The organism is Stenotrophomonas sp. CASM106 (assembly GCF_049384825.1).
GTDB lineage: Bacteria > Pseudomonadota > Gammaproteobacteria > Xanthomonadales > Xanthomonadaceae > Stenotrophomonas > Stenotrophomonas muris.
In genome coordinates this window covers 670,655-688,983 of the sequence record NZ_JBMRFS010000002.1, presented here as the reverse complement: position 1 = coordinate 688,983, position 18,329 = coordinate 670,655, and the positions used below count along the sequence as shown (strand labels likewise).

Here is an 18,329-nt window from a genome sequence, read left to right as displayed (position 1 = left end):
GAATGCCGCGTGATTATCCCCGGCTGCCCGCCACTTGCCAAATGGCCTGGGCGGCATCAGCCCCAGCTGGACCCGATCACGATCAGGGCCAGCGACACCAGCATCACCAGCAACGCACCGGCCACCGCCGCCGCGACGGGTCCACGACGGCGTCGCCAAGCGAGCACCATCGCCACCAGGCTGCCGACGAAAGACACACCCAGCGTGACCAGCGCGGCCACGATCCAGTACTGCATGGCCTGGATGCCATGGTTTCCGTCACCCGGCGAGCCGAAGCTGGCCGCAAAGGCCATTACTCCCAGCAGCAGGGACGCCCAGGCGAGCACGGACAGCCCCAGCGCGACCAGGCCCCAGGGCCAGCCGCACGCTGACGTGCTCGTATTCATCAAAGCAATCCGTAGAACAGGGCGCCAAGCCACAGCGAAAGCAGGATGATCGCAAAGCCGGCCGCCACCTTGCCGCGATTCAGCCGCCAGGCCAGCACCGCGGCCGCGAGGCACCCCGCGGCACCGAGCAGCTCCGCGACCAGCAGCGCAATGAAATACGCGCGCAGATCAAGCGCGCTGCTGCCATCACCCGGGGGGCGCACCGACGCCGCACCGATCAGCACCAGGCCAAACATGCCCACGGTGAACAGCACGGCCAGGCCCAGTGCGATCAGGCCCCAGGGCAACTGTTTCCAGTGCCGGCGATGACGCTGGGCTTCCAGCGCCACCCGCGGGTCACGACTCACGCGAAGCGCGAGAAGCCGTGCTTCTTGGTCACCGCGTCAAGCTCCATCAGGGTCTCGAGCAGCGCTTCCATCTGGTCCAGCGGCCACGCGTTGGGGCCATCGGACAGGGCCTTGGACGGATCCGGATGGGTCTCGGCGAACAGGCCGGAGATGCCCACCGCGACGGCAGCACGGGCCAGCACCGGCACGTGCTCACGCTGGCCACCGGAACTGGTGCCCTGCCCGCCCGGCAACTGCACCGAGTGGGTGGCATCGAACACCACCGGGCAACCGGTATCGCGCATCACCGCCAGCGAGCGCATGTCGCTGACCAGGTTGTTGTAGCCGAAGCTGGCACCGCGCTCGCAGACCATGATCTGCTCGTTGCCGGTGGCCTTGGCCTTCTCCACGACCGGCTTCATGTCCCAGGGCGCCAGGAACTGGCCCTTCTTGATGTTGACCGGCTTGCCGGCCGAGCACACCTTGCGGATGAAGTCGGTCTGGCGGACCAGGAACGCCGGGGTCTGCAGCACATCCACCACCGAGGCCACTTCGTCCATCGGGGTGTACTCATGGACGTCGGTCAGCACCGGCACGCCGATCTGCTTCTTGACCTCGGCCAGGACCTTCAGGCCCTCTTCCATGCCCGGGCCGCGGAACGCGGTGCCCGAGGTGCGGTTGGCCTTGTCGAAGCTGGACTTGAAGATGAAGTTGACGCCGAGCTTGTCGGTGACTTCCTTCAGCTTGCCGGCGGTATCGAGCTGCAGCTGCATCGACTCGATCACGCAGGGGCCGGCGATCAGGAACAGGGGCTGGTCCAGCCCGACCTCGAATCCACACAGTTTCATGGCGTTTCCTTGTTGTCCGCAGCACCGGCCGGGCCGGTGCGCTGGGGGTTGAAGCATGCAGGATGGGGGCCGAAGCCCCCATTCACAAGTCAGGCGCGCGCTTCGGAAAGCAGCTTGCCGCCGGCCTTGCGCTCGCGCGCGGCACGGATGAAACCGATGAACAGCGGGTGGCCGTCACGCGGCGTGGACAGGAATTCCGGGTGCGCCTGGCAGGCCAGGAACCACGGATGCGCGTCGCGCGGCAGTTCGACCACTTCCACCAGGGTGTCGTCCATCGACTTGCCGGCGATCACCAGGCCGGCATCTTCCAGCTGGGTGCGGTAACGGTTGTTGAACTCGTAGCGGTGGCGGTGGCGCTCGGCGACGACGTCCTTGCCGTACAGCTCACGGGCCAGCGTGCCCGGCTTCAGGCGCTGTTCCTGCAGGCCCAGGCGCATGGTGCCGCCGAGGTCGCTCTTGTCGTCACGCTTCTCGACATCGCCGGTGGCGGTGCGCCATTCGGTGATCAGGCCGATCACCGGGTTCGGCGACTGGCGGTCGTTCTCGGTGCTGTTGGCGCCTTCCAGGCCGACCACGTTGCGCGCGTAATCGACGACGGCCGCCTGCATGCCGTAGCAGATGCCGAAGTACGGCACGTGCTGCTCGCGGGCGAACTTCGAGGTCAGCACCTTGCCTTCGAAACCACGGTCACCGAAGCCACCCGGCACCAGGATGCCGTCGACATCGGCCAGCGCGGCCATGTCGGTGCCTTCCAGATCCTGTGCTTCCAGCCACTTCAGGTTGACCTTGGTGCGCTGGCGCAGGCCGCCGTGCTTCAGTGCTTCGCCGACCGACTTGTAGGCATCCTGGTGATCCACGTACTTGCCGACCACGGCGATGGTCACTTCATCCAGCGGATGCAGGGTCGCATCGACTGCGTCCTCCCACATCGACAGATCGACCGGACCGGCCTTGTCGGCCAGCTTCAGCTGGTTGACCACGATCTCGTCCAGGCCCTGCGCGTGCAGGCCCGACGGAATGCGATACAGCACGTCCACGTCCGGCACGCTGATCACTGCGCGCTCGGAGACGTTGGTGAACTGGGCGATCTTGCGGCGCTCCGAATCCGGCACGGCCTGCTCGGAACGGCACAGCAGCACGTCCGGCTGGATGCCGATCGAACGCAGTTCCTTCACCGAATGCTGGGTCGGCTTGGTCTTCAGCTCACCGGCGGCGCCGATGTACGGCACCAGGGTGAGGTGCATGAACAGCGCCTTCTCCGGGCCACGCTCGGTGCGCACCTGGCGGATCGCTTCCAGGAACGGCAGCGACTCGATGTCGCCGACGGTGCCACCGATCTCGACCAGCGCCACGTCGTAGCCTTCGGTGGCTTCGTCGATGCAGCGGCGGATCTCGTCGGTGATGTGCGGAATGACCTGCACGGTCGCGCCCAGGTAGTCGCCGCGGCGCTCCTTGCGGATCACGTTCTCGTAGATGCGGCCGGTGGTGACCGAGTTCTTGCGGCTCAGGCGGGTGCGCACGAAGCGCTCGTAGTGGCCCAGGTCGAGGTCGGTCTCGGCGCCGTCGTCGGTGACATACACCTCACCGTGCTGGAACGGGCTCATGGTGCCCGGGTCGACGTTGATGTACGGGTCGAGCTTCATCATCGTGACCTTCAGGCCACGGGCTTCGAGAATGGCGGCCAGCGACGCGGCGGCAATGCCTTTGCCGAGCGAGGACACCACGCCGCCGGTTACGAAAATCAAGGGAGTCATGGCTGCAAGCATCCTGTCTGGAAATGGAAAACGGCAACACCACGCGCACCCGGAGGGCGGGCATGGTGCTCGGAGGGGGTTTTCCGGTTCGCTGGGACAGCGAGGGAGGTGCGGATCCGTGCGGCGGCAGGCGCCGGACGGGGACCATCGTGCGAGGTCGGGGCGGCCGTGCCGGTCAAATCGACCGTCACCTGCGACCCGCCATGCTGGAAGCCACGCTTGGCCGCTCCAGCCCATTCGCAAAGGGTGGACACGCACTTACTCCCGGAAAGCCATAGTTTACAGATTGATGGCCGCCAACCCAAGGGGCAGACGCCACGTTCCTAAAAAGAAACGCCCCGCTGAGCGGGGCGTTCCGTTGCGCACCCCTTGTCGCAAGGGCGCTTGGCAGGTTGCGGGATCAGCGCTTCTTGCGCGCTTCTTCCTCTTCTTCCTTCTGCGGGGCCGGCTGGCCCTGCGCCTTCATTTCGGCATTGGCCTGGGCACGACGCTTGGCCTTGGCATCGGCCTCGGCCTGCGCCTTGTCGGCCTGGTCACCCTGCTGCGGGGCCGGCTGGCCCGCGTTCTGCGCCACCACCAGCGGCACTGCAACGGCGGCAGCGGCCAGGATTGCAACGGTCAGCAACTTCTTCATGAGGTCCTCCTCGCGGTATGGCTTGGATGTTTCGACCCGATGGGGCCGCCGGCGTTCAGATTCCAGCGGCTGCCATTTTACCCCCTCCCCGGCGCCGAGGCTGAACCGCAGGCGTGCAAAATCGCCGTCCAGACCGCACACTTGCGCGTCGCTCCGCGCTTTAGAAGATAGATGAACGCCCGCTATAACGCCGCCGATATTGAAGTCCTGTCCGGCCTTGACCCGGTCAAGCGCCGTCCCGGCATGTATACCGACACCGCACGCCCGAACCACCTGGCGCAGGAAGTGATCGACAACTCGGTGGACGAGGCCCTCGCCGGCCATGCCCGCTCGATCGAGATCACCCTGTACAAGGACGGCAGCGTGGAGGTCAGCGATGACGGCCGCGGCATGCCGGTGGACATCCATCCGGAAGAGAAGATCCCGGGCGTCGAACTGATCCTCACCCGCCTGCATGCAGGCGGCAAGTTCAGCAACAACAACTACACCTTCTCCGGCGGCCTGCATGGCGTCGGCGTCAGCGTGGTCAACGCGCTGTCGACCCTGGTGGAGGTGCACATCAAGCGCGAAGGTGCCGAACACCGCATCACCTTCCGCAATGGCGACCGCGCCACGCCGCTGGAGGTGGTCGGCACCGTCGGCAAGAAGAACACCGGTACCCGCGTGCGCTTCTGGCCGGACCCGAAGTACTTCGACACGCCCAAGTTCGCAGTGCGCGCGTTGAAGCACCTGCTGCGCGCCAAGGCCGTGCTGTGCCCGGGCCTGACCGTCAAGCTGACCGACGAAGCCACCGGTGAAGTCGATACCTGGTACTACGAAGACGGCCTGCGCGACTACCTGAAGCTGGAACTGGGCGAGCGCGAATCGCTGCCGGCCGACCTGTTCGTCGGCAGCCTCAAGAAGGACACCGAGGTGGTGGACTGGGCCGTGGCCTGGCTGCCGGAAGGTGAGCTGGTCCAGGAAAGCTATGTCAACCTGATTCCGACCGCCCAGCATGGCACCCATGTCAACGGCCTGCGTACCGGCCTGACCGAGGCGCTGCGCGAGTTCTGCGACTTCCGCAACCTGCTGCCACGCGGCGTCAAGCTGGCCCCGGAAGACGTGTGGGACCGGGTGTCGTTCGTGCTGTCGCTGAAGATGACCGACCCGCAGTTCAGCGGCCAGACCAAGGAACGCCTGTCCTCGCGCCAGGCCGCCGGCTTTGTAGAGGGCGCCGCGCACGATGCGTTCAGCCTGTTGCTGAACCAGAACGTGGAGCTGGGCGAGAAGATCGCGCAGATCGCCATCGAGCGCGCCAGTGCGCGCCTGAAGACCGAGAAGCTGGTCGTCCGCAAGAAGGTCACGCAGGGCCCGGCCCTGCCCGGCAAGCTGGCCGACTGCATCAGCCAGGACCTGTCGCGCACCGAGCTGTTCCTGGTGGAAGGTGACTCGGCAGGCGGCAGCGCCAAGCAGGCGCGCGACAAGGATTTCCAGGCGATCCTGCCGCTGCGCGGCAAGATCCTCAACACCTGGGAAGTGTCGTCCAACAGCGTGCTGGCCTCCGAAGAAGTGCACAACCTGGCCGTGGCCATCGGCTGCGACCCCGGCAAGGACGACATCACCGGCCTGCGCTACGGCAAGGTGGTGATCCTGGCCGACGCGGACTCCGACGGCCTGCATATCGCCACCCTGCTGACCGCGCTGTTCCTCAGGCATTTCCCGGCGCTGGTCGATGCCGGCCACGTGTTCGTGGCAATGCCGCCGCTGTTCCGCATCGACGTGGGCAAGCAGGTGTTCTACGCCCTGGATGAGGAAGAGAAGCGTTCGATGCTGGACAAGATCGAGCGCGAGAAGATCAAGGGCGCAGTCAACGTCACCCGCTTCAAGGGCCTGGGCGAGATGAACCCGAACCAGCTGCGCGAGTCGACCATCCATCCGGATACGCGCCGCCTGGTGCAACTGACCGTGGACGATGGCGAGCAGACCCGTTCGCTGATGGACATGCTGCTGGCCAAGAAGCGCGCGTCCGACCGCAAGGGCTGGCTGGAGTCGAAGGGCGATCTGGCTTCGCTGGAAGTCTGATCCGGAGCGGGGTCGGATCCCTTTCCGCAGGAAAGGGCTCTGACCCGGTTGGCGGCAGTGGGGTCAGAGCCGTTTCCTGTCAGGAAACGGATCCGACCCCATGCGCTCCGACCCCATCCGCCCCCATCGGCAAACCCGGCAGCGCCATAATGCGCGTCCACCCGTGTGGACCATCGTATTGGCCAGCCACTCGCTGCTGTTCCCCGGCCTGCCGCTGCACAGTGCACGGCTGGTCCTGAGCCCGATCCGTCGTGACGACGCCGCCGCGCTGTTCACGCTGCAGTCCAACCCGGATGTCATGCGATGGTGGAACCATCCAGCCTGGACGCGACTGGCCGAAGCGCGCGAGCAGATCGACGATGACCTCGCCGCCCATGCCATCGGCACCCAGCTGAAGCTGGCCGTGCGCGAGTCGCTGGAAGGTCCGCTGCTGGGCATCTGCGTGGTATTCGCGGTGGACCGCGATGCGGCGCGCGCCGAGATCGGCTACCTGCTGGCACCCGATCGCCAGGGCCAGGGCTATATGCACGAGGCCCTGCAACAGGTACTGGCCTACCTGTTCCGCACCCTGCACCTGCATCGGGTGGAAGCCGAGATCGACCCGCGCAATGCGCCGTCCGCGCACGTGTTGGAACGCCTGGGCTTCCACCGCGAGGGGGTGCTGCGCCAGCGCTGGCGCATCCAGGGGCAGCTGGCCGACTCGGCCGTCTACGGCCTGCTGGCCGATGACGACGCCGCAGCCACCCTCCCCGCTTGACCCAATCTGGCCAGTAGCGGGCTCAACGCACGGCCATGCCTTTGGACACATACGGCATGGCCCGCCACCGGCCTAGCATCGGAACCCCCTTCCGCTGCCGAACCGGTGCCATGAAGTCCCTGCTGCACACTGCCGCGCTCTGCGTCGGCCTGCTCATCGCCCCTGCCAGCGTGCTGGCCGCGCCCGACGCCGAGGGCAAGCCCGACCCGAAAGACGACAAGACCGAAGCGCCTGCGCTGCCCGCCGACGCCTCGGCCGGCCAGAGCATGCGCCTGGCCGGCCGCACCCTGGACTACACCGCCACCGTCGGCACCCTGCCGGTACGCGATGCCAAGGGCAAGGTGATCGCCGATGTGGTGTTCACCGCCTACACGATGCCGGGCAAGGACCGGCCGGTGACCTTCGCGCTCAATGGCGGCCCCGGTGCGTCGTCGGTGTACCTCAACATGGGCGCGATCGGGCCCAAGGTGGTGACCTTCGGCTCCGAGGGTGACAGCGCATCGGCGCCGGCCACCCTGCACGACAACCCGGGCACCTGGCTGGACTTCACCGATCTGGTGTTCATCGATCCGGTCGGTACCGGCTTCAGCCGCGCGCGGATCGGCGACGATGAAGCCAAGAAAGCGCTCTACAACCCCAGTGCCGACGTCGAATACCTGTCGCGCTCGATCTACGACTGGCTGCTGCGCAACCAGCGCATGGCCTCGCGCAAGTACCTGACCGGCGAGAGCTACGGTGGCTACCGCGGCCCGCGCATCACCCACTTCCTGCAGACCCGGCTGGGCGTGGCGATGAACGGGCTGGTGCTGGTCTCGCCCTACCTGAGCCCGACCCTGGAAGACAACGCCGATGTCTCGCCGATGGCGTGGATGCAGACGCTGCCGTCGATCGCCGCGGCGCACCTGGAGCGCCAGGGCAAGCTGACCGATGCGGCGATGCGCGAGGTGGTGGAGTACACCCGTGGCGATTACGCCACCGCGTTGATGAAGGGCCGCAGCGATCCGCAGGCTACGGAAGCCATGCTGCGCCGGGTCACCGCGCTGACCGGACTGGACCCGCAGTTCGTGCGCCGCGCTGGCGGGCGCCTGGAGACCCAGGCCTACCTGCGTGAAGTGTTCCGCGACAAGGGCACGCTGGGCAGCCGCTACGACTCCAACGTGACCGCGTTCGATCCGTTCCCGAATGATCCGGAGCAGCGCGCCAACGATCCACTGCTGGACAGCATCATCGCGCCGACCACCACGGCGATGGTCGACTTCGTGACGCGCGTGGTCGGCTGGAAAGTAGATGCGCGCTACCAGGCGCTGAACTACGACGTGAACCGGCTGTGGGACCGCAATGGCGAACTGCGCCAGGGTGCGGTGACCCAGCTGCGCCAGGCGGTGGCGATCGACCCGCATCTGCAGGTGCTGATCGTGCATGGCTGGAATGACCTGTCGTGCCCGTTCATGGGCTCGATCCTGACCGTGGACCAGATGCCGACGATGGGCAGCAATCCGGACCGGGTGCAGGTGCGCAGTTATCCGGGCGGGCACATGTTCTACAGCCGGGCCGACAGCCAGGCGGCGTTCCGCAAGGATGTACAGGCGTTGTTCCAGCGTAATTGAAGGGGTTTGGCCGGGCCTGCGGCCCGGCACCCGCTGACAGCCACGGCAACGGCAACTACAAAAGCTGGCTTCCTGAGGGCTGTTGGTGGGTGCCGACCGTTGGTCGGCACGGGGCGGATCCCGTTGCTTGGCAACGGGCCCTGACCCTGATTCTGCTCTGGTAGGTGTCGACCTTGGTCGACACGGTGGGTGCGGAAAAATTCTTGCCCATGAAAAAGCCCGCCTGATATGGCGGGCTTTTCGTTTACAACCTTGGCGTGGCGATCAGGTCCAGCCGAACAGCTCGAACAGCTTCAGGATCAGGTACGCACAGCCACCGGCCGCCGGGATGGTCAGGATCCAGGCCCAGACGATGCGCTCGATCACGCCGAACTTCAGCGAGCGCGGGTTCTTGGCGAAGCCGACGCCCATGATCGCGGTGGAGATGCTGTGCGTGGTCGAGACCGGCATACCGAAGTGGGCCGCCAGGGTCAGGATGGTGGCCGAGCTGGTCTCCGCGGCGAAGCCGTGGATCGGGTGCAGCTTGACCATCTTGTGCCCCAGGGTCTTGATGATCTTCCAGCCGCCCGAAGCGGTACCGGCCGCCATCACCACCGCGCAGGTCAGCACGATCCACATCGCGATGCCGTCGCCGGCATGCGCGTCCGGGTGCATGAAGGCCAGCCAGGACGGCAGGTCGTTCAATGCGCCGGTGGCTTCGGCACCGATCAGGGTCATGGCGATGATGCCCATGGTCTTCTGCGCGTCGTTGTGGCCGTGGGCGAAGCCCATGTAGGCCGCCGAGGCGATCTGCGCCTTGCCGAAGAAGGCGTTGACGATGCGCGGACGGGCCAGGCGGCCGATGGCACCACCGATCTTGGCCAGGCCGGCGATCAGCGCCCACAGCAGCACCATCACCACGATGCCGAGCAGGAAACCGGCAATCGGCGAGGTGATCATCGGCACGAACACCTTCCACAGCAGGCCCTTGTTCTGCGCCCAGCTGCCCAGGCGCTCGGACCAGATCAGCGCGTCCCAGTTGTTGTGGGCGGCGGCCAGGCCGGCGCCGCAGAGGCCACCGATCAGGGCGTGCGAGGACGAGGACGGCAGGCCCTTCCACCAGGTGATCAGGTTCCAGATGATGCCGCCCAGCAGGGCGCACAGGATCACCTGCGGGGTGACCTCGACCACGTTGGTGTTGAGCAGGCCCGAGGCGATGGTCAGCGCCACCGCGGTACCGGTCAGTGCACCGATGAGGTTCATGAAGGCAGCCAGCATCACCGCCCAGCCGGGCGAGAGCACCTTGGTCGCCACCACGGTGGCAATGGAGTTGGCAGTGTCGTGGAAGCCGTTGATGAACTCGAAGACGAGCGCGGCCAGGATCACCACCAGGACAAGGGTCAACATGCGGCGGCGTCCGTCAGCTGTTCTTCAACACGATCTGGTACGCCACCACGCCAGCCTCGCGGCAGCGGTCGATGGCCTTTTCCAGGATCTCGAAGAATTCCTTCAGCAGGAACATCTGCAGGTTGTCCAGGCGGCCCGAATAGATGTCGCGGTACAGCTCGAGCATCAGGCGGTCGGCCTCGTTCTCCAGCGAGCGCAGCTTCTCGTTGAGCGCGGTCATCCGGTCCAGGTTCATGTGGCGCAGGTCGGCCACCATCTCCACCACCACGCCGGCGGCCTGTTCGAGCATCGCCGCGCGCGGCGCGAAGTCGATGTGCTCCAGGTGCGTCGTGGCCAGCGAATAGCGGTCGGCGAACTTCTCGATCTGCTTGGGAATCTTGTACAGCGCCGAGCCCAGCGCTTCGATGTCTTCGCGCTCGATCGGGGTCATGAAGCTGTCCACCAGCGCCTGGCTGATCTTGTCCGAGGCCGCGCGTTCGCGCAGGCGGGCCAGCTTGAAGGCGTCCAGCGCGGGCTGGCGGTCGGCCTCGCGCAGCATGGAATGCAGCGCCTTGGCGGCGTCGGAAGCCGCGACGGCAGCCTCATCGAGCAGGGTGTAGAACTGTTTGCCGGAACCGAAAATGGTCTGCAGAGAGAACATTGAGAAACCTGTCAGCCGTCGCGGGAAGGACGGCACCAGATGGAATTATGACGGCTAGATGACCATCACGGGTATCCCCGCCCCCTTTCGAGGCCTTGGAACCCCCAACCTGAACAGGCGGTTGCCACCCTGCCATGCCCCTTTGCTAAGATGCCAGCGCGCCTTCGGGCGCACCTTATGGACGACGACCCTTATCCCCCTGCGCCGCGCCGGATCCCGTTCCTGAGCGCCTGCCGCCATCGCCAGCACCCGCCCTCCCTGCCACCAACCGGGGACGACGCCCGTGTTTGAAATGATCCTGATTGTCTTCGCGCTTGTTCTGCTGAACGGCTTCTTCGCCATGTCCGAGATGTCGGTCATGACCTCGCGCAAGAGCCGCCTGAAGCAGATGGCTGCCACCTCCAAGCGCGCGGCCAAGGCGCTGGAGCTGTCCGAGAAGCCGGAGAGCTTCCTGTCCACCGTGCAGATCGGCATCACCGTCATCGGCGTGCTGACCGGCTACCTCGGCGGTGAGGCGCTGGGCGAGGCCTTCGCCGGCTGGATCCAGGGGCTGATGCCGGGGTTTGCGTACGCGGGCAACATCGGTACCGCGCTGGCCGTCAGCCTGATCACCTTCATCACGCTGATCTTCGGCGAACTGGTGCCCAAGCGCCTGGCGCTGACCCGCTCGGAGGCCATTGCCGGCTTGGTCGCGATGCCGATGAGCTGGCTGGCCAAGCTGGCCCTGCCCTTCGTCTGGCTGCTGTCCAAGACCACCCAGCTGGTACTGCGCCTGTTCGGCCTGGGCAAGGACGAAGTCGCCTCGGTGACTGAAGAAGAGATCCGCATGCTGGTGGCCGAGAGCCACGAAGCCGGTGTGATCGACGCCCACGAGCGTGACATGATGAACCGCGTCATGCGTCTGGGCGACCGCACCGCCGACAGCCTGATGACCCCGCGCAACCGCATTGCCTGGCTGGACACCCAGGCCGGGCTGGAGCGCAACCTGGAAATCATGGCCGAGCACGAGTTCTCGCGGTACCCGGTGTACCGCGACAACGACATGGACGTGGTCGGCGTACTTGAACTGAAATCGCTGGCCACGCGCATGGCGCGCGGCGACAACGCGCTGTTCCAGACCCTGCGCGAACCGCTTTACGTGTCCGAATCGACCCACGCGATGAAGCTGCTGGAGATCTTCCGCGAGGAACAGCAGTCGATGGCGCTGGTGGTGGACGAGTACGGCGAGATCCAGGGCCTGGTGACCATCAGCGACCTGATGGGCGCCGTGGTCGGCCGCCTGCAGGCGGTGGAGAATGCCGATGAAGATGCGCTGGTGGTGACCCGCGAGGACGGTTCGCTGCTGGTGGATGGCTCGCTGCCGATCGAAGACCTGCGCGAACTGATCGGCAGCAACGAGCTGCCCGATGCCGAGGACGGCGATTACTACACCCTGGCCGGCATGTGCATCCACTACTTCGGCCGCATCCCGCACGCAGGCGAGTACTTCGACTGGGCCGGCTGGCGCTTCGAAGTGGTCGACCTGGACGGTGCGCGGGTGGACAAGCTGCTGCTGCGCACGCTGTCCGACGAGCAGGCCGATGAGCTCACCGCCTGAGGCCGGCCAGGGTCCAGGCGCCGAGCGCCCGGCCTACCGCAACGAGGGCATCCGCACCCTGCTGGAGATGTTCGCTTCCGGCGACCCCGCCGAGCACATGCCGCTCGGCCAGATCCTGAGCAACCTGCAGCAGAGCGCGTTCGGCGTGTTCCTGTTCGTGGCGATCCTGCCCTCGTTCATCCCGATCCCGGGCATGGGTGGCGCGGTCAGCGGCCCGCTGGTGATCCTGATCGGCCTGCAGATGCTGTTCTGCCTGCGCCGGCCGTGGCTGCCCGGCTTCATTGCCCGCCGCGGACCCAAGCGCGGCACCATGCACCGTTTCCTGGACCGCATCGACCGCCCACTGCGGCGCCTGGACAGGATGCTGAGGCCACGCCTGCCGCAGCTGTTGACACCCCTCCCCGCCCACGCCTTCAGCGGCCTGCTGCTGGTGCTGCTGGGCCTGCTGCTGTCGTTGCCGATTCCCTTCACCAATTTCCTGTTCGGCTTCCAGCTGCTGCTGTTCTCGCTGGCGCTGCTGGAACGCGATGGCGCGCTGATGCTGTTCAACTGGATCGCCGCGTTGGCGGCGATCGCGTTCTTCGGTTTCAGTTCGGGACAGCTGGTGGGCTACACGGTGGACCTGTTCCAGCGCTGGTTCTGAGCCGGAATCCGGTAGAGCCGGCCGCTGGCCGGCTGCCACGTTTCCAGGTCTGCCGGCCAGCGCCCGGCACTACCAATACCGGACATCGATCCTCACCGAAGGTCGATGAAGCCATTGTCGGCCAACTGCGCCGGCTCGTCCTGCACCGCCGACAGCACGAAATTCAACGCCTTGCCCAGCAGCGTGCCCGGACCATCCCAATACTCGGCCGAGTCGGCCCGCACGTGGATCAGGCGCAGGTTCGGGTCGTCCTTGCCGCCCGGGAAAAACAGCTTCATCGCCGGCGACCACAGTTCCTCGATCTTCGCGCGGTCGTCAACGATGCGCGCGCGCCCCGCCACAGACACATAGGTGTTCTTCGACGGCGAGGCATAGGCCACGTTGACGTGCGGATCAAGCGCGATCTCGGCAACCTTCGGGCTGTCGGCGGTGATGACGAACCACAGGTCACCGTCGAAGGTGACCTGCTGGGTGGCCAGCGGCCGGCTGTAGAGTCGTCCGTCGACGCCGGTGGTGGTGAACATCGCCACCTCCACGTCCTTGATCAGTTCGGCCAGCTGGGCGATGTGTTCGGCGCGGGTATCCGCCATGGGAGGCTCCAATGGGTAGAGCCCCCATCAGACCCGTCGCGGCTGCAACGGGCCGTGACGCCATTGTTCAGCCCGCGTGGCGGGCATGCCAGGCCTGCATCGCCAGTTCGAACGAACGCAGGCGCGCACGGTGGTCATGCAGGTTGGCGGTGAGCATCAGCTCGTCCGGCGAGTGGCGCTCAACGAACGCGGCGATGCCATCGGCCACCTGCTGCGGATCGCCGAGCACGGTGCAGGCCAGGGCCCGCTCCACGCCGAGCTTTTCGTGCGGCTCCCAGAAGGCTTCGATGTCGTCGATCGGCGCCGGAATCTTGCCCGGCCGGCCGCGGCGCAGGTTGACGAAACTCTGCTGCTGGCTGGTGAACAGGCGGCGCGATTCGGCCTCGCTGTCACTGGCGACGACATTCAGGGCCAGCATCGCGTGCGGCTGGTTCAACGTGGCCGAGGGGCGGAACTCTCGGCGGTACACAGCCAGCGCCTCGTCCATGGCATCGGGCGCGAAGTGCGAGGCAAACGCATAGGGCAGGCCCATCGCGGCGGCCATGCGCGCGCCGAACAGGCTGGACCCCAGGATCCAGGTCGGCACCCGCAGGCCACCGCCCGGAACCGCCTGCACCGCCTGCCCGGGCTGTACCGGCTCGAAGTAGTGCAGCAGTTCGCGCACGTCCTGCGGGAACTGGTCGGCGCTGTCGAAGTAGCGGCGCAGTGCACGCGCGGTGGGCTGATCGGTGCCCGGCGCACGGCCGAGGCCGAGATCGATGCGGTCCGGATACAGCGAAGCCAGCGTGCCGAACTGCTCGGCCACCTGCAGCGGCGCATGGTTGGGCAGCATGATGCCGCCGGCACCGACGCGGATGCGCCGGGTGCCGCCCGCGACGTGGCCGATCAGCACGGCCGTGGCCGCGCTGGCGATGCCGGGCATGTTGTGGTGTTCGGCCAGCCAGTAACGGCGGTAGCCCAGCGCATCGGCGTGCTGGGCCAGTTCCAGCATGTTGGCGAAGGCGGCGGTGGTGTCACTGCCCTCGCAGACCGGGGCCAGGTCAAGGATCGACAACGGGATCATCAGCGGTTTTCCGTCTCAGGATCCCCCCTGCATGGGGTCGGCCACGCGCAGCGGCCAGTGACGGTGGCGGGATGCTGATTCCTGCGGAGCCGGTTCAGCGCTGACCAGGCCGATCCGGGGTGCCCTGATCCGCGCCAAGCGCGATTGGTAGTGCCGGCCGCTGGCCGGCATACAGGTAGATGGCTTCGCAGCCGGCCAGCGGCCGGTTCTACCGAAGCGTGTCAGAACGCGCTGGGGCGCGGCTCCGGCAGCGGCTGGTCGACCATCGGCTTCAGTTCGGCATCCAGCGCCACGCGCTCGTCGAACACGAAACAGCGGCCTTCATAACCTTCGCCGCCGACCTCCTCGAAGTAGCCGAGGATGCCGCCATCGAGCTGCAGCACGTTGTCCATGCCATCGTTGGCCATCCACAGTGCGGCCTTCTCGCAGCGGATGCCGCCGGTGCAGAAACTGACCACGGTGCTGTCCTTCAGTGCCTCGCGATGCGGCGCCAACGCCTCGGGCAGGTCGGTGAACTTGTGGATGGGCAGCACCAGCGCATCCTTGAAGGTGCCGTACTCCACTTCCTGCAGGTTGCGGGTATCGAGCATCACCACCGGCTTGCCGGCGTCATCGTGGCCCTGCCGCAGCCAGCGCTGCACGGTGGCCGGATCGACCGCCGGTGCACGCGGATAGTCCAGCGGCTGGCCGTCATCGCGGCGGAAGCTGATGATCTCGTCCTTCACCTTGGCCTTCAGCCGCGCGAACGGCTGGTGCTCGCTCAGGCTGGTCTTGACCCGCATCCCGGCAAAACGCGCATCGGCATGCAGCGCGGCGTAGAAATCCTCGACCGCCTCCGGCTCACCGGCCAGGAACAGGTTCAGTCCCTCGCCCGCCACCAGGATCGTGCCCCGCAACCCGGCCGCCTGGGCACGCGCCAACAGCTGGTCGCACAGGGCCTGGGGGGCGTCGATGACGGCGAAATGGTAGGCAGCGGTGTTGGCGATCATCCTGCCATTTTAGCGCCTCCCGCCCGCACAGACAGATTCAGGGGTCAGAGCCCTCTGCGCAGCAGAGGGATCCGACCCCGGCAGCCACCCGGAACCTGTCAGGGGTGGGGCGGTGTGGGCAGGCGGGGGCGCAGAGCGCCATGGATGGCGCTCTACGAGGCACGCAGGAGCAGCTTTTGCCGTCCCCCGCCTGCCCACACCGCCCCACCCTCCCACTGAAACCCGGCTTTTGACGTTGCCGTTGCCGTTGCATCGGCGGGTGCCGGGTGCAACCCGGCCAGAAGCCCCTTACCCCCGCAACAGCATGAACGGCAGCAGCACCAGCGCCGCCGCAGCGGCCATGCCCAGCAGCACCAGCACCACGAACACCGGCCGCCGCCGGAACAGGCTGCCAAAGGTCTCCGCCGTGCCATCCCGCAACGCCTGCTCACGCTCGGCCCGCACGCGCACACCGCGCGCCGCCTGATATCCGGCCATCAGCGCCTTCGCGCGCGGATGATCGGCGTCCTCGCGCAGCCACAGGCCACCGTTGGAAATGCCCCAGGGGCTGGGTTCGGTGCGGTACCAGGCGATGCCGTGCTGGTCGAGCAGCGTGCAGACATCGGCATATTCGTCGTCGCCGACATTGCGCAGATTGAGCAGGAGTTTTGCCATGCCGCCATGATACCCGGCGCCGATGCGCTACCCTTGCCGCCCTCGCCCTGCGCCCTTCTGGAGACGCCCGATGCGCCGCCTGCTGCTTCCCCTGCTGCTGTCCCTCGCCGCCGCTGGCTGCTCGAGCGAGCCCTCCGGTCCGCCGCCGGGCGGCACCCTGACCACCTTCGAGCGCATCGATACCGTCGCTGGCACCGGCACCGAAGCCGTTCCCGGCAGCAAGGTCACCGTGCACTACACCGGCTGGATCTACGACAACCGCACCGAAACCAAGCACGGCAAGACCTTCGACAGCTCCTTCAAGCACGGCCAGCCGTTCACCTTCGCGCTCGGCGCCGGCCAGGTCATCCGCGGCTGGGATGAGGGCGTGGCCGGCATGAAGGTCGGCGGCAAGCGCACGCTGATGATCCCGCCGGATTACGGCTACGGCGACCGCCGGGTCGGGCCGATTCCGGCCGGTTCGTCGCTGGTGTTCGATGTCGAGCTGCTCGATGTCAAGCCGTAATACCGCATTGCCCCATCGGGTCGCCGTCATCGGCGGTGGCCCGGCCGGCCTGTTCGCCGCCGAGCGCCTGCGCGCCGCGGGGCTGGACGTGGACCTGTACGAGGCCAAGGGCTCACCCGGCCGCAAGTTCCTGATCGCCGGCAAGGGCGGTCTCAACCTCACCCATTCCGATCCGCGGCCGCTGTTCGACAGCCGCTACCGCGAGCAATCCACGGCCGTGGGTCGCTGGCTGGATGGCTTCGACGCGCAGGCGCTGCGCGACTGGGCTGCCGGCTTTGGCGTGGAGACCTATGTCGGCAGCTCCGGCCGCGTGTTCCCGGTCGACCGCAAGGCTGCGCCGCTGCTGCGCGGCTGGGTGCGCCGACTGAAGGAACAGGGCGTGCGCCTGCATGCCAACCACCGCTGGATCGGCTGGGGCAACGACGGCGCGCTGCGCTTCGCCACCGAAGCCGGCGAGATCGATGTCCACGCCGATGCCAGCGTGTTGGCGATGGGTGGCGGCAGCTGGCCGCAGCTGGGCAGTGATGGCGCCTGGGTCGCCCCCTTGCAGGCACGAGGCGTGGACATTGCGCCGCTGCAATCGGCCAACTGCGGCTTCGACATCGACTGGACGCCGTTCTTCGCCCAGCGCAATGCAGGCGCACCGTTGAAGCCGGTGGTCGCGCACTGGCTCGACCTGGCCGGACAACCGCAGTCGCTGCAGGGCGAATGCGTAGCCAGCGAGTACGGCATCGAAGGCAGCCTGATCTACGCGCTGGCCGCAGACCTGCGCGAGACCATCAACCGTGATGGCCATGCCATGCTGTGGCTGGACCTGGTGCCGGGACGCGATGAAGCACGCCTGCTGGCCGATCTTTCGCGGCCGCGCAAGGGTCGCAGTTTTGGTGAGCATCTGCGCCGCCAGGCCGGACTGGATGCGGTGAAGGCCACCCTGGTGTTCGAGATCCTTGGCAAGGATGCGGGCCACGACCTGCCTGCCGTGGCTACCACGCTCAAGCGCCTGCCGTTGCGCCTTCTGCGTCCACGGCCGATGGCCGAGGTGATCAGCACTGCCGGCGGCGTGCGCCTGGATGCGCTGGATGATGGCCTGATGCTGCGGGCAGTACCCGGCGCGTTCTGTGCCGGCGAGATGCTGGACTGGGAGGCCCCCACGGGGGGCTACCTGCTGACGGCGTGCTATGCCAGTGGCCTGCGCGCCGCCGAGGGCGTGATCGGGTGGCTGGCTGGGCGGTGACGCCCGCATTGTGGAGTCTAGCCATCCTCGACTGCCTTTGATTCAGACGATGAAGCAGTCGAGCATGGCTCGACTCTCCAATCCCCGGGCGCTCACCACGGCCTGCGCATGCTCACCGAAGCCAGCGCCACGCCGCTGGGATGCGGGTAGGCTTCCTCCCGCACGGCAATGAATCCCTGCCGTTGGTAGAACGGCACGGCGTTTAGCGAGGCTGACAGCACCACCTCGCGCTCACGATCGGCCATCGCCAGCAGACGCTGCATCAGCGCCTGGCCGATGCCCGTGCCGCCACGATCCGGATCGACGAACAGCGCATCGACTTCATTGGCGTCGGTATCAAACACGCCGAACCCGAGCAGGACACCCTGCCCGTCCTCGGCCACCACGCAGCCTCCCTGCCCCAGCAGCCGTGCGTACTGCGACGGCGGCGGCGAAGCAGACCACGGATCGATCACCTCCGCCGGATAATGGCTGCTGCACGTCTCGCGAACGCAACGCGTGCGCAGTGCCCACAGCATGGCGACATCGTCGATGGTGCCGGTCCTGAACCGCATGACATCCCCCTGTAGGGCCGAGCCCATGCTCGGCTCGGCTGTTCTTCGTTCCAATATTGCGATGAGAGAAGCAGCCGAGCATGGGCTCGGCTCTACAGCAA

At 66.9% G+C, this 18,329-nt stretch carries 19 protein-coding genes; 7 read left to right on the top strand and 12 right to left on the bottom strand.

The window, feature by feature from the left end; genetic code table 11:
* Positions 1 to 56: 56 nt before the first annotated feature.
* From VG556_RS07120 to VG556_RS07100, 5 genes are all read right to left on the bottom strand, one after another.
* Positions 57 to 386, bottom strand: coding sequence for a hypothetical protein (locus VG556_RS07120; protein ID WP_049405810.1), 330 nt, complete (start codon positions 384 to 386; stop codon positions 57 to 59).
* Positions 386 to 733 (bottom strand): hypothetical protein, encoded by a 348-nt coding sequence (locus VG556_RS07115; RefSeq protein ID WP_049405808.1) that lies wholly within the window; start codon positions 731 to 733, stop codon positions 386 to 388. Before VG556_RS07115 ends, VG556_RS07120 begins: the two co-directional genes overlap by 1 nt.
* Positions 730 to 1,560 (bottom strand): 3-deoxy-8-phosphooctulonate synthase, encoded by an 831-nt coding sequence (gene kdsA, locus VG556_RS07110; RefSeq protein WP_014036736.1) that lies wholly within the window; start codon positions 1,558 to 1,560, stop codon positions 730 to 732. Before kdsA ends, VG556_RS07115 begins: the two co-directional genes overlap by 4 nt.
* An 89-nt stretch (positions 1,561 to 1,649) precedes the next feature.
* A complete protein-coding gene (locus tag VG556_RS07105) occupies positions 1,650 to 3,314 on the bottom strand; it encodes a CTP synthase (protein ID WP_014646697.1) in 1,665 nt (554 codons plus the stop codon).
* Between the two features lie 400 nt (positions 3,315 to 3,714).
* Positions 3,715 to 3,948 carry a hypothetical protein gene (locus tag VG556_RS07100; RefSeq protein WP_014646695.1) on the bottom strand — a complete coding sequence of 78 codons (234 nt, stop codon included), beginning with the start codon at positions 3,946 to 3,948 and terminating at the stop codon, positions 3,715 to 3,717.
* 171 nt (positions 3,949 to 4,119) lie between these two features.
* On the opposite strand from VG556_RS07100, the gene parE reads away from it, so the two are divergent.
* The 3 genes from parE (at position 4,120) to VG556_RS07085 (ending at position 8,373) form a co-directional block, all read left to right on the top strand.
* Positions 4,120 to 6,009, top strand: coding sequence for a DNA topoisomerase IV subunit B (gene parE, locus VG556_RS07095; RefSeq protein WP_049405804.1), 1,890 nt, complete (start codon positions 4,120 to 4,122; stop codon positions 6,007 to 6,009).
* Positions 6,010 to 6,187: 178 nt separating this feature from the next.
* Entirely contained in the window at positions 6,188 to 6,766 is a 579-nt protein-coding gene (locus VG556_RS07090) for a GNAT family N-acetyltransferase (RefSeq protein WP_041864133.1), read from the top strand.
* A gap of 110 nt (positions 6,767 to 6,876) precedes the next feature.
* On the top strand, positions 6,877 to 8,373 hold the full coding sequence (locus VG556_RS07085) for a S10 family peptidase (protein WP_049405803.1): 1,497 nt from the start codon (positions 6,877 to 6,879) through the stop codon (positions 8,371 to 8,373).
* A gap of 264 nt (positions 8,374 to 8,637) precedes the next feature.
* On the opposite strand, the gene VG556_RS07080 is transcribed toward VG556_RS07085, so the two are convergent.
* Together VG556_RS07080 and VG556_RS07075 are read right to left on the bottom strand one after the other, a co-directional pair.
* Complete coding sequence (locus VG556_RS07080) at positions 8,638 to 9,759, bottom strand: inorganic phosphate transporter (protein ID WP_014646691.1); 1,122 nt, start codon at positions 9,757 to 9,759, stop codon at positions 8,638 to 8,640.
* A gap of 13 nt (positions 9,760 to 9,772) precedes the next feature.
* Positions 9,773 to 10,399 (bottom strand): DUF47 domain-containing protein, encoded by a 627-nt coding sequence (locus VG556_RS07075; RefSeq protein WP_004152833.1) that lies wholly within the window; start codon positions 10,397 to 10,399, stop codon positions 9,773 to 9,775.
* A 292-nt stretch (positions 10,400 to 10,691) separates the two neighbouring features.
* On the opposite strand from VG556_RS07075, the gene VG556_RS07070 reads away from it, so the two are divergent.
* On the top strand, positions 10,692 to 11,996 hold the full coding sequence (locus VG556_RS07070; protein WP_032959200.1) for a hemolysin family protein: 1,305 nt from the start codon (positions 10,692 to 10,694) through the stop codon (positions 11,994 to 11,996).
* Positions 11,980 to 12,639 (top strand): exopolysaccharide biosynthesis protein, encoded by a 660-nt coding sequence (locus VG556_RS07065; RefSeq protein ID WP_014646689.1) that lies wholly within the window; start codon positions 11,980 to 11,982, stop codon positions 12,637 to 12,639. Before VG556_RS07070 ends, VG556_RS07065 begins: the two co-directional genes overlap by 17 nt.
* Before the next feature lie 92 nt (positions 12,640 to 12,731).
* On the opposite strand, the gene VG556_RS07060 is transcribed toward VG556_RS07065, so the two are convergent.
* The 4 genes from VG556_RS07060 to VG556_RS07045 form a co-directional block, all read right to left on the bottom strand.
* Complete coding sequence (locus VG556_RS07060; protein WP_014646688.1) at positions 12,732 to 13,229, bottom strand: pyridoxamine 5'-phosphate oxidase family protein; 498 nt, start codon at positions 13,227 to 13,229, stop codon at positions 12,732 to 12,734.
* Between the two features lie 67 nt (positions 13,230 to 13,296).
* On the bottom strand, positions 13,297 to 14,292 hold the full coding sequence (locus tag VG556_RS07055) for an LLM class flavin-dependent oxidoreductase (protein ID WP_100449784.1): 996 nt from the start codon (positions 14,290 to 14,292) through the stop codon (positions 13,297 to 13,299).
* 221 nt (positions 14,293 to 14,513) lie between these two features.
* Positions 14,514 to 15,281, bottom strand: a complete 768-nt coding sequence (locus tag VG556_RS07050; RefSeq protein ID WP_046429896.1) for a sulfurtransferase — start codon at positions 15,279 to 15,281, stop codon at positions 14,514 to 14,516.
* Positions 15,282 to 15,569: 288 nt separating this feature from the next.
* Complete coding sequence (locus tag VG556_RS07045) at positions 15,570 to 15,935, bottom strand: DUF6164 family protein (protein WP_032959288.1); 366 nt, start codon at positions 15,933 to 15,935, stop codon at positions 15,570 to 15,572.
* A gap of 70 nt (positions 15,936 to 16,005) precedes the next feature.
* Here VG556_RS07045 and VG556_RS07040 point away from each other — a divergent pair, with 70 nt between their 5' ends.
* Together VG556_RS07040 and VG556_RS07035 are read left to right on the top strand one after the other, a co-directional pair.
* Positions 16,006 to 16,440 carry an FKBP-type peptidyl-prolyl cis-trans isomerase gene (locus VG556_RS07040; protein WP_014646684.1) on the top strand — a complete coding sequence of 145 codons (435 nt, stop codon included), beginning with the start codon at positions 16,006 to 16,008 and terminating at the stop codon, positions 16,438 to 16,440.
* A complete protein-coding gene (locus VG556_RS07035) occupies positions 16,427 to 17,674 on the top strand; it encodes a TIGR03862 family flavoprotein (protein ID WP_049404328.1) in 1,248 nt (415 codons plus the stop codon). Before VG556_RS07040 ends, VG556_RS07035 begins: the two co-directional genes overlap by 14 nt.
* A gap of 92 nt (positions 17,675 to 17,766) precedes the next feature.
* Here the strand turns inward: VG556_RS07035 and VG556_RS07030 are convergent, their stop codons facing one another.
* Positions 17,767 to 18,228 (bottom strand): GNAT family N-acetyltransferase, encoded by a 462-nt coding sequence (locus VG556_RS07030; protein ID WP_032959291.1) that lies wholly within the window; start codon positions 18,226 to 18,228, stop codon positions 17,767 to 17,769.
* Positions 18,229 to 18,329 lie beyond the last annotated feature (101 nt).

Bases quoted from the DNA above. Each gene is read 5' to 3' on its own strand.
- VG556_RS07030 (WP_032959291.1), bottom strand. From the start codon at position 18,228: ATGCGGTTCAGGACCGGCACCATCGACGATGTCGCCATGCTGTGGGCA.
- parE (WP_049405804.1), top strand. From the start codon at position 4,120: ATGAACGCCCGCTATAACGCCGCCGATATTGAAGTCCTGTCCGGCCTT.
- VG556_RS07040 (WP_014646684.1), top strand. From the start codon at position 16,006: ATGCGCCGCCTGCTGCTTCCCCTGCTGCTGTCCCTCGCCGCCGCTGGC.
- VG556_RS07080 (WP_014646691.1), bottom strand. From the start codon at position 9,759: ATGTTGACCCTTGTCCTGGTGGTGATCCTGGCCGCGCTCGTCTTCGAG.
- VG556_RS07075 (WP_004152833.1), bottom strand. From the start codon at position 10,399: ATGTTCTCTCTGCAGACCATTTTCGGTTCCGGCAAACAGTTCTACACC.
- VG556_RS07105 (WP_014646697.1), bottom strand. From the start codon at position 3,314: ATGACTCCCTTGATTTTCGTAACCGGCGGCGTGGTGTCCTCGCTCGGC.
- VG556_RS07120 (WP_049405810.1), bottom strand. From the start codon at position 386: ATGAATACGAGCACGTCAGCGTGCGGCTGGCCCTGGGGCCTGGTCGCG.
- VG556_RS07045 (WP_032959288.1), bottom strand. From the start codon at position 15,935: ATGGCAAAACTCCTGCTCAATCTGCGCAATGTCGGCGACGACGAATAT.
- VG556_RS07070 (WP_032959200.1), top strand. From the start codon at position 10,692: ATGATCCTGATTGTCTTCGCGCTTGTTCTGCTGAACGGCTTCTTCGCC.
- VG556_RS07065 (WP_014646689.1), top strand. From the start codon at position 11,980: ATGAGCTCACCGCCTGAGGCCGGCCAGGGTCCAGGCGCCGAGCGCCCG.
- VG556_RS07100 (WP_014646695.1), bottom strand. From the start codon at position 3,948: ATGAAGAAGTTGCTGACCGTTGCAATCCTGGCCGCTGCCGCCGTTGCA.
- VG556_RS07055 (WP_100449784.1), bottom strand. From the start codon at position 14,292: ATGATCCCGTTGTCGATCCTTGACCTGGCCCCGGTCTGCGAGGGCAGT.
- VG556_RS07085 (WP_049405803.1), top strand. From the start codon at position 6,877: ATGAAGTCCCTGCTGCACACTGCCGCGCTCTGCGTCGGCCTGCTCATC.
- VG556_RS07035 (WP_049404328.1), top strand. From the start codon at position 16,427: ATGTCAAGCCGTAATACCGCATTGCCCCATCGGGTCGCCGTCATCGGC.
- VG556_RS07050 (WP_046429896.1), bottom strand. From the start codon at position 15,281: ATGATCGCCAACACCGCTGCCTACCATTTCGCCGTCATCGACGCCCCC.
- kdsA (WP_014036736.1), bottom strand. From the start codon at position 1,560: ATGAAACTGTGTGGATTCGAGGTCGGGCTGGACCAGCCCCTGTTCCTG.
- VG556_RS07060 (WP_014646688.1), bottom strand. From the start codon at position 13,229: ATGGCGGATACCCGCGCCGAACACATCGCCCAGCTGGCCGAACTGATC.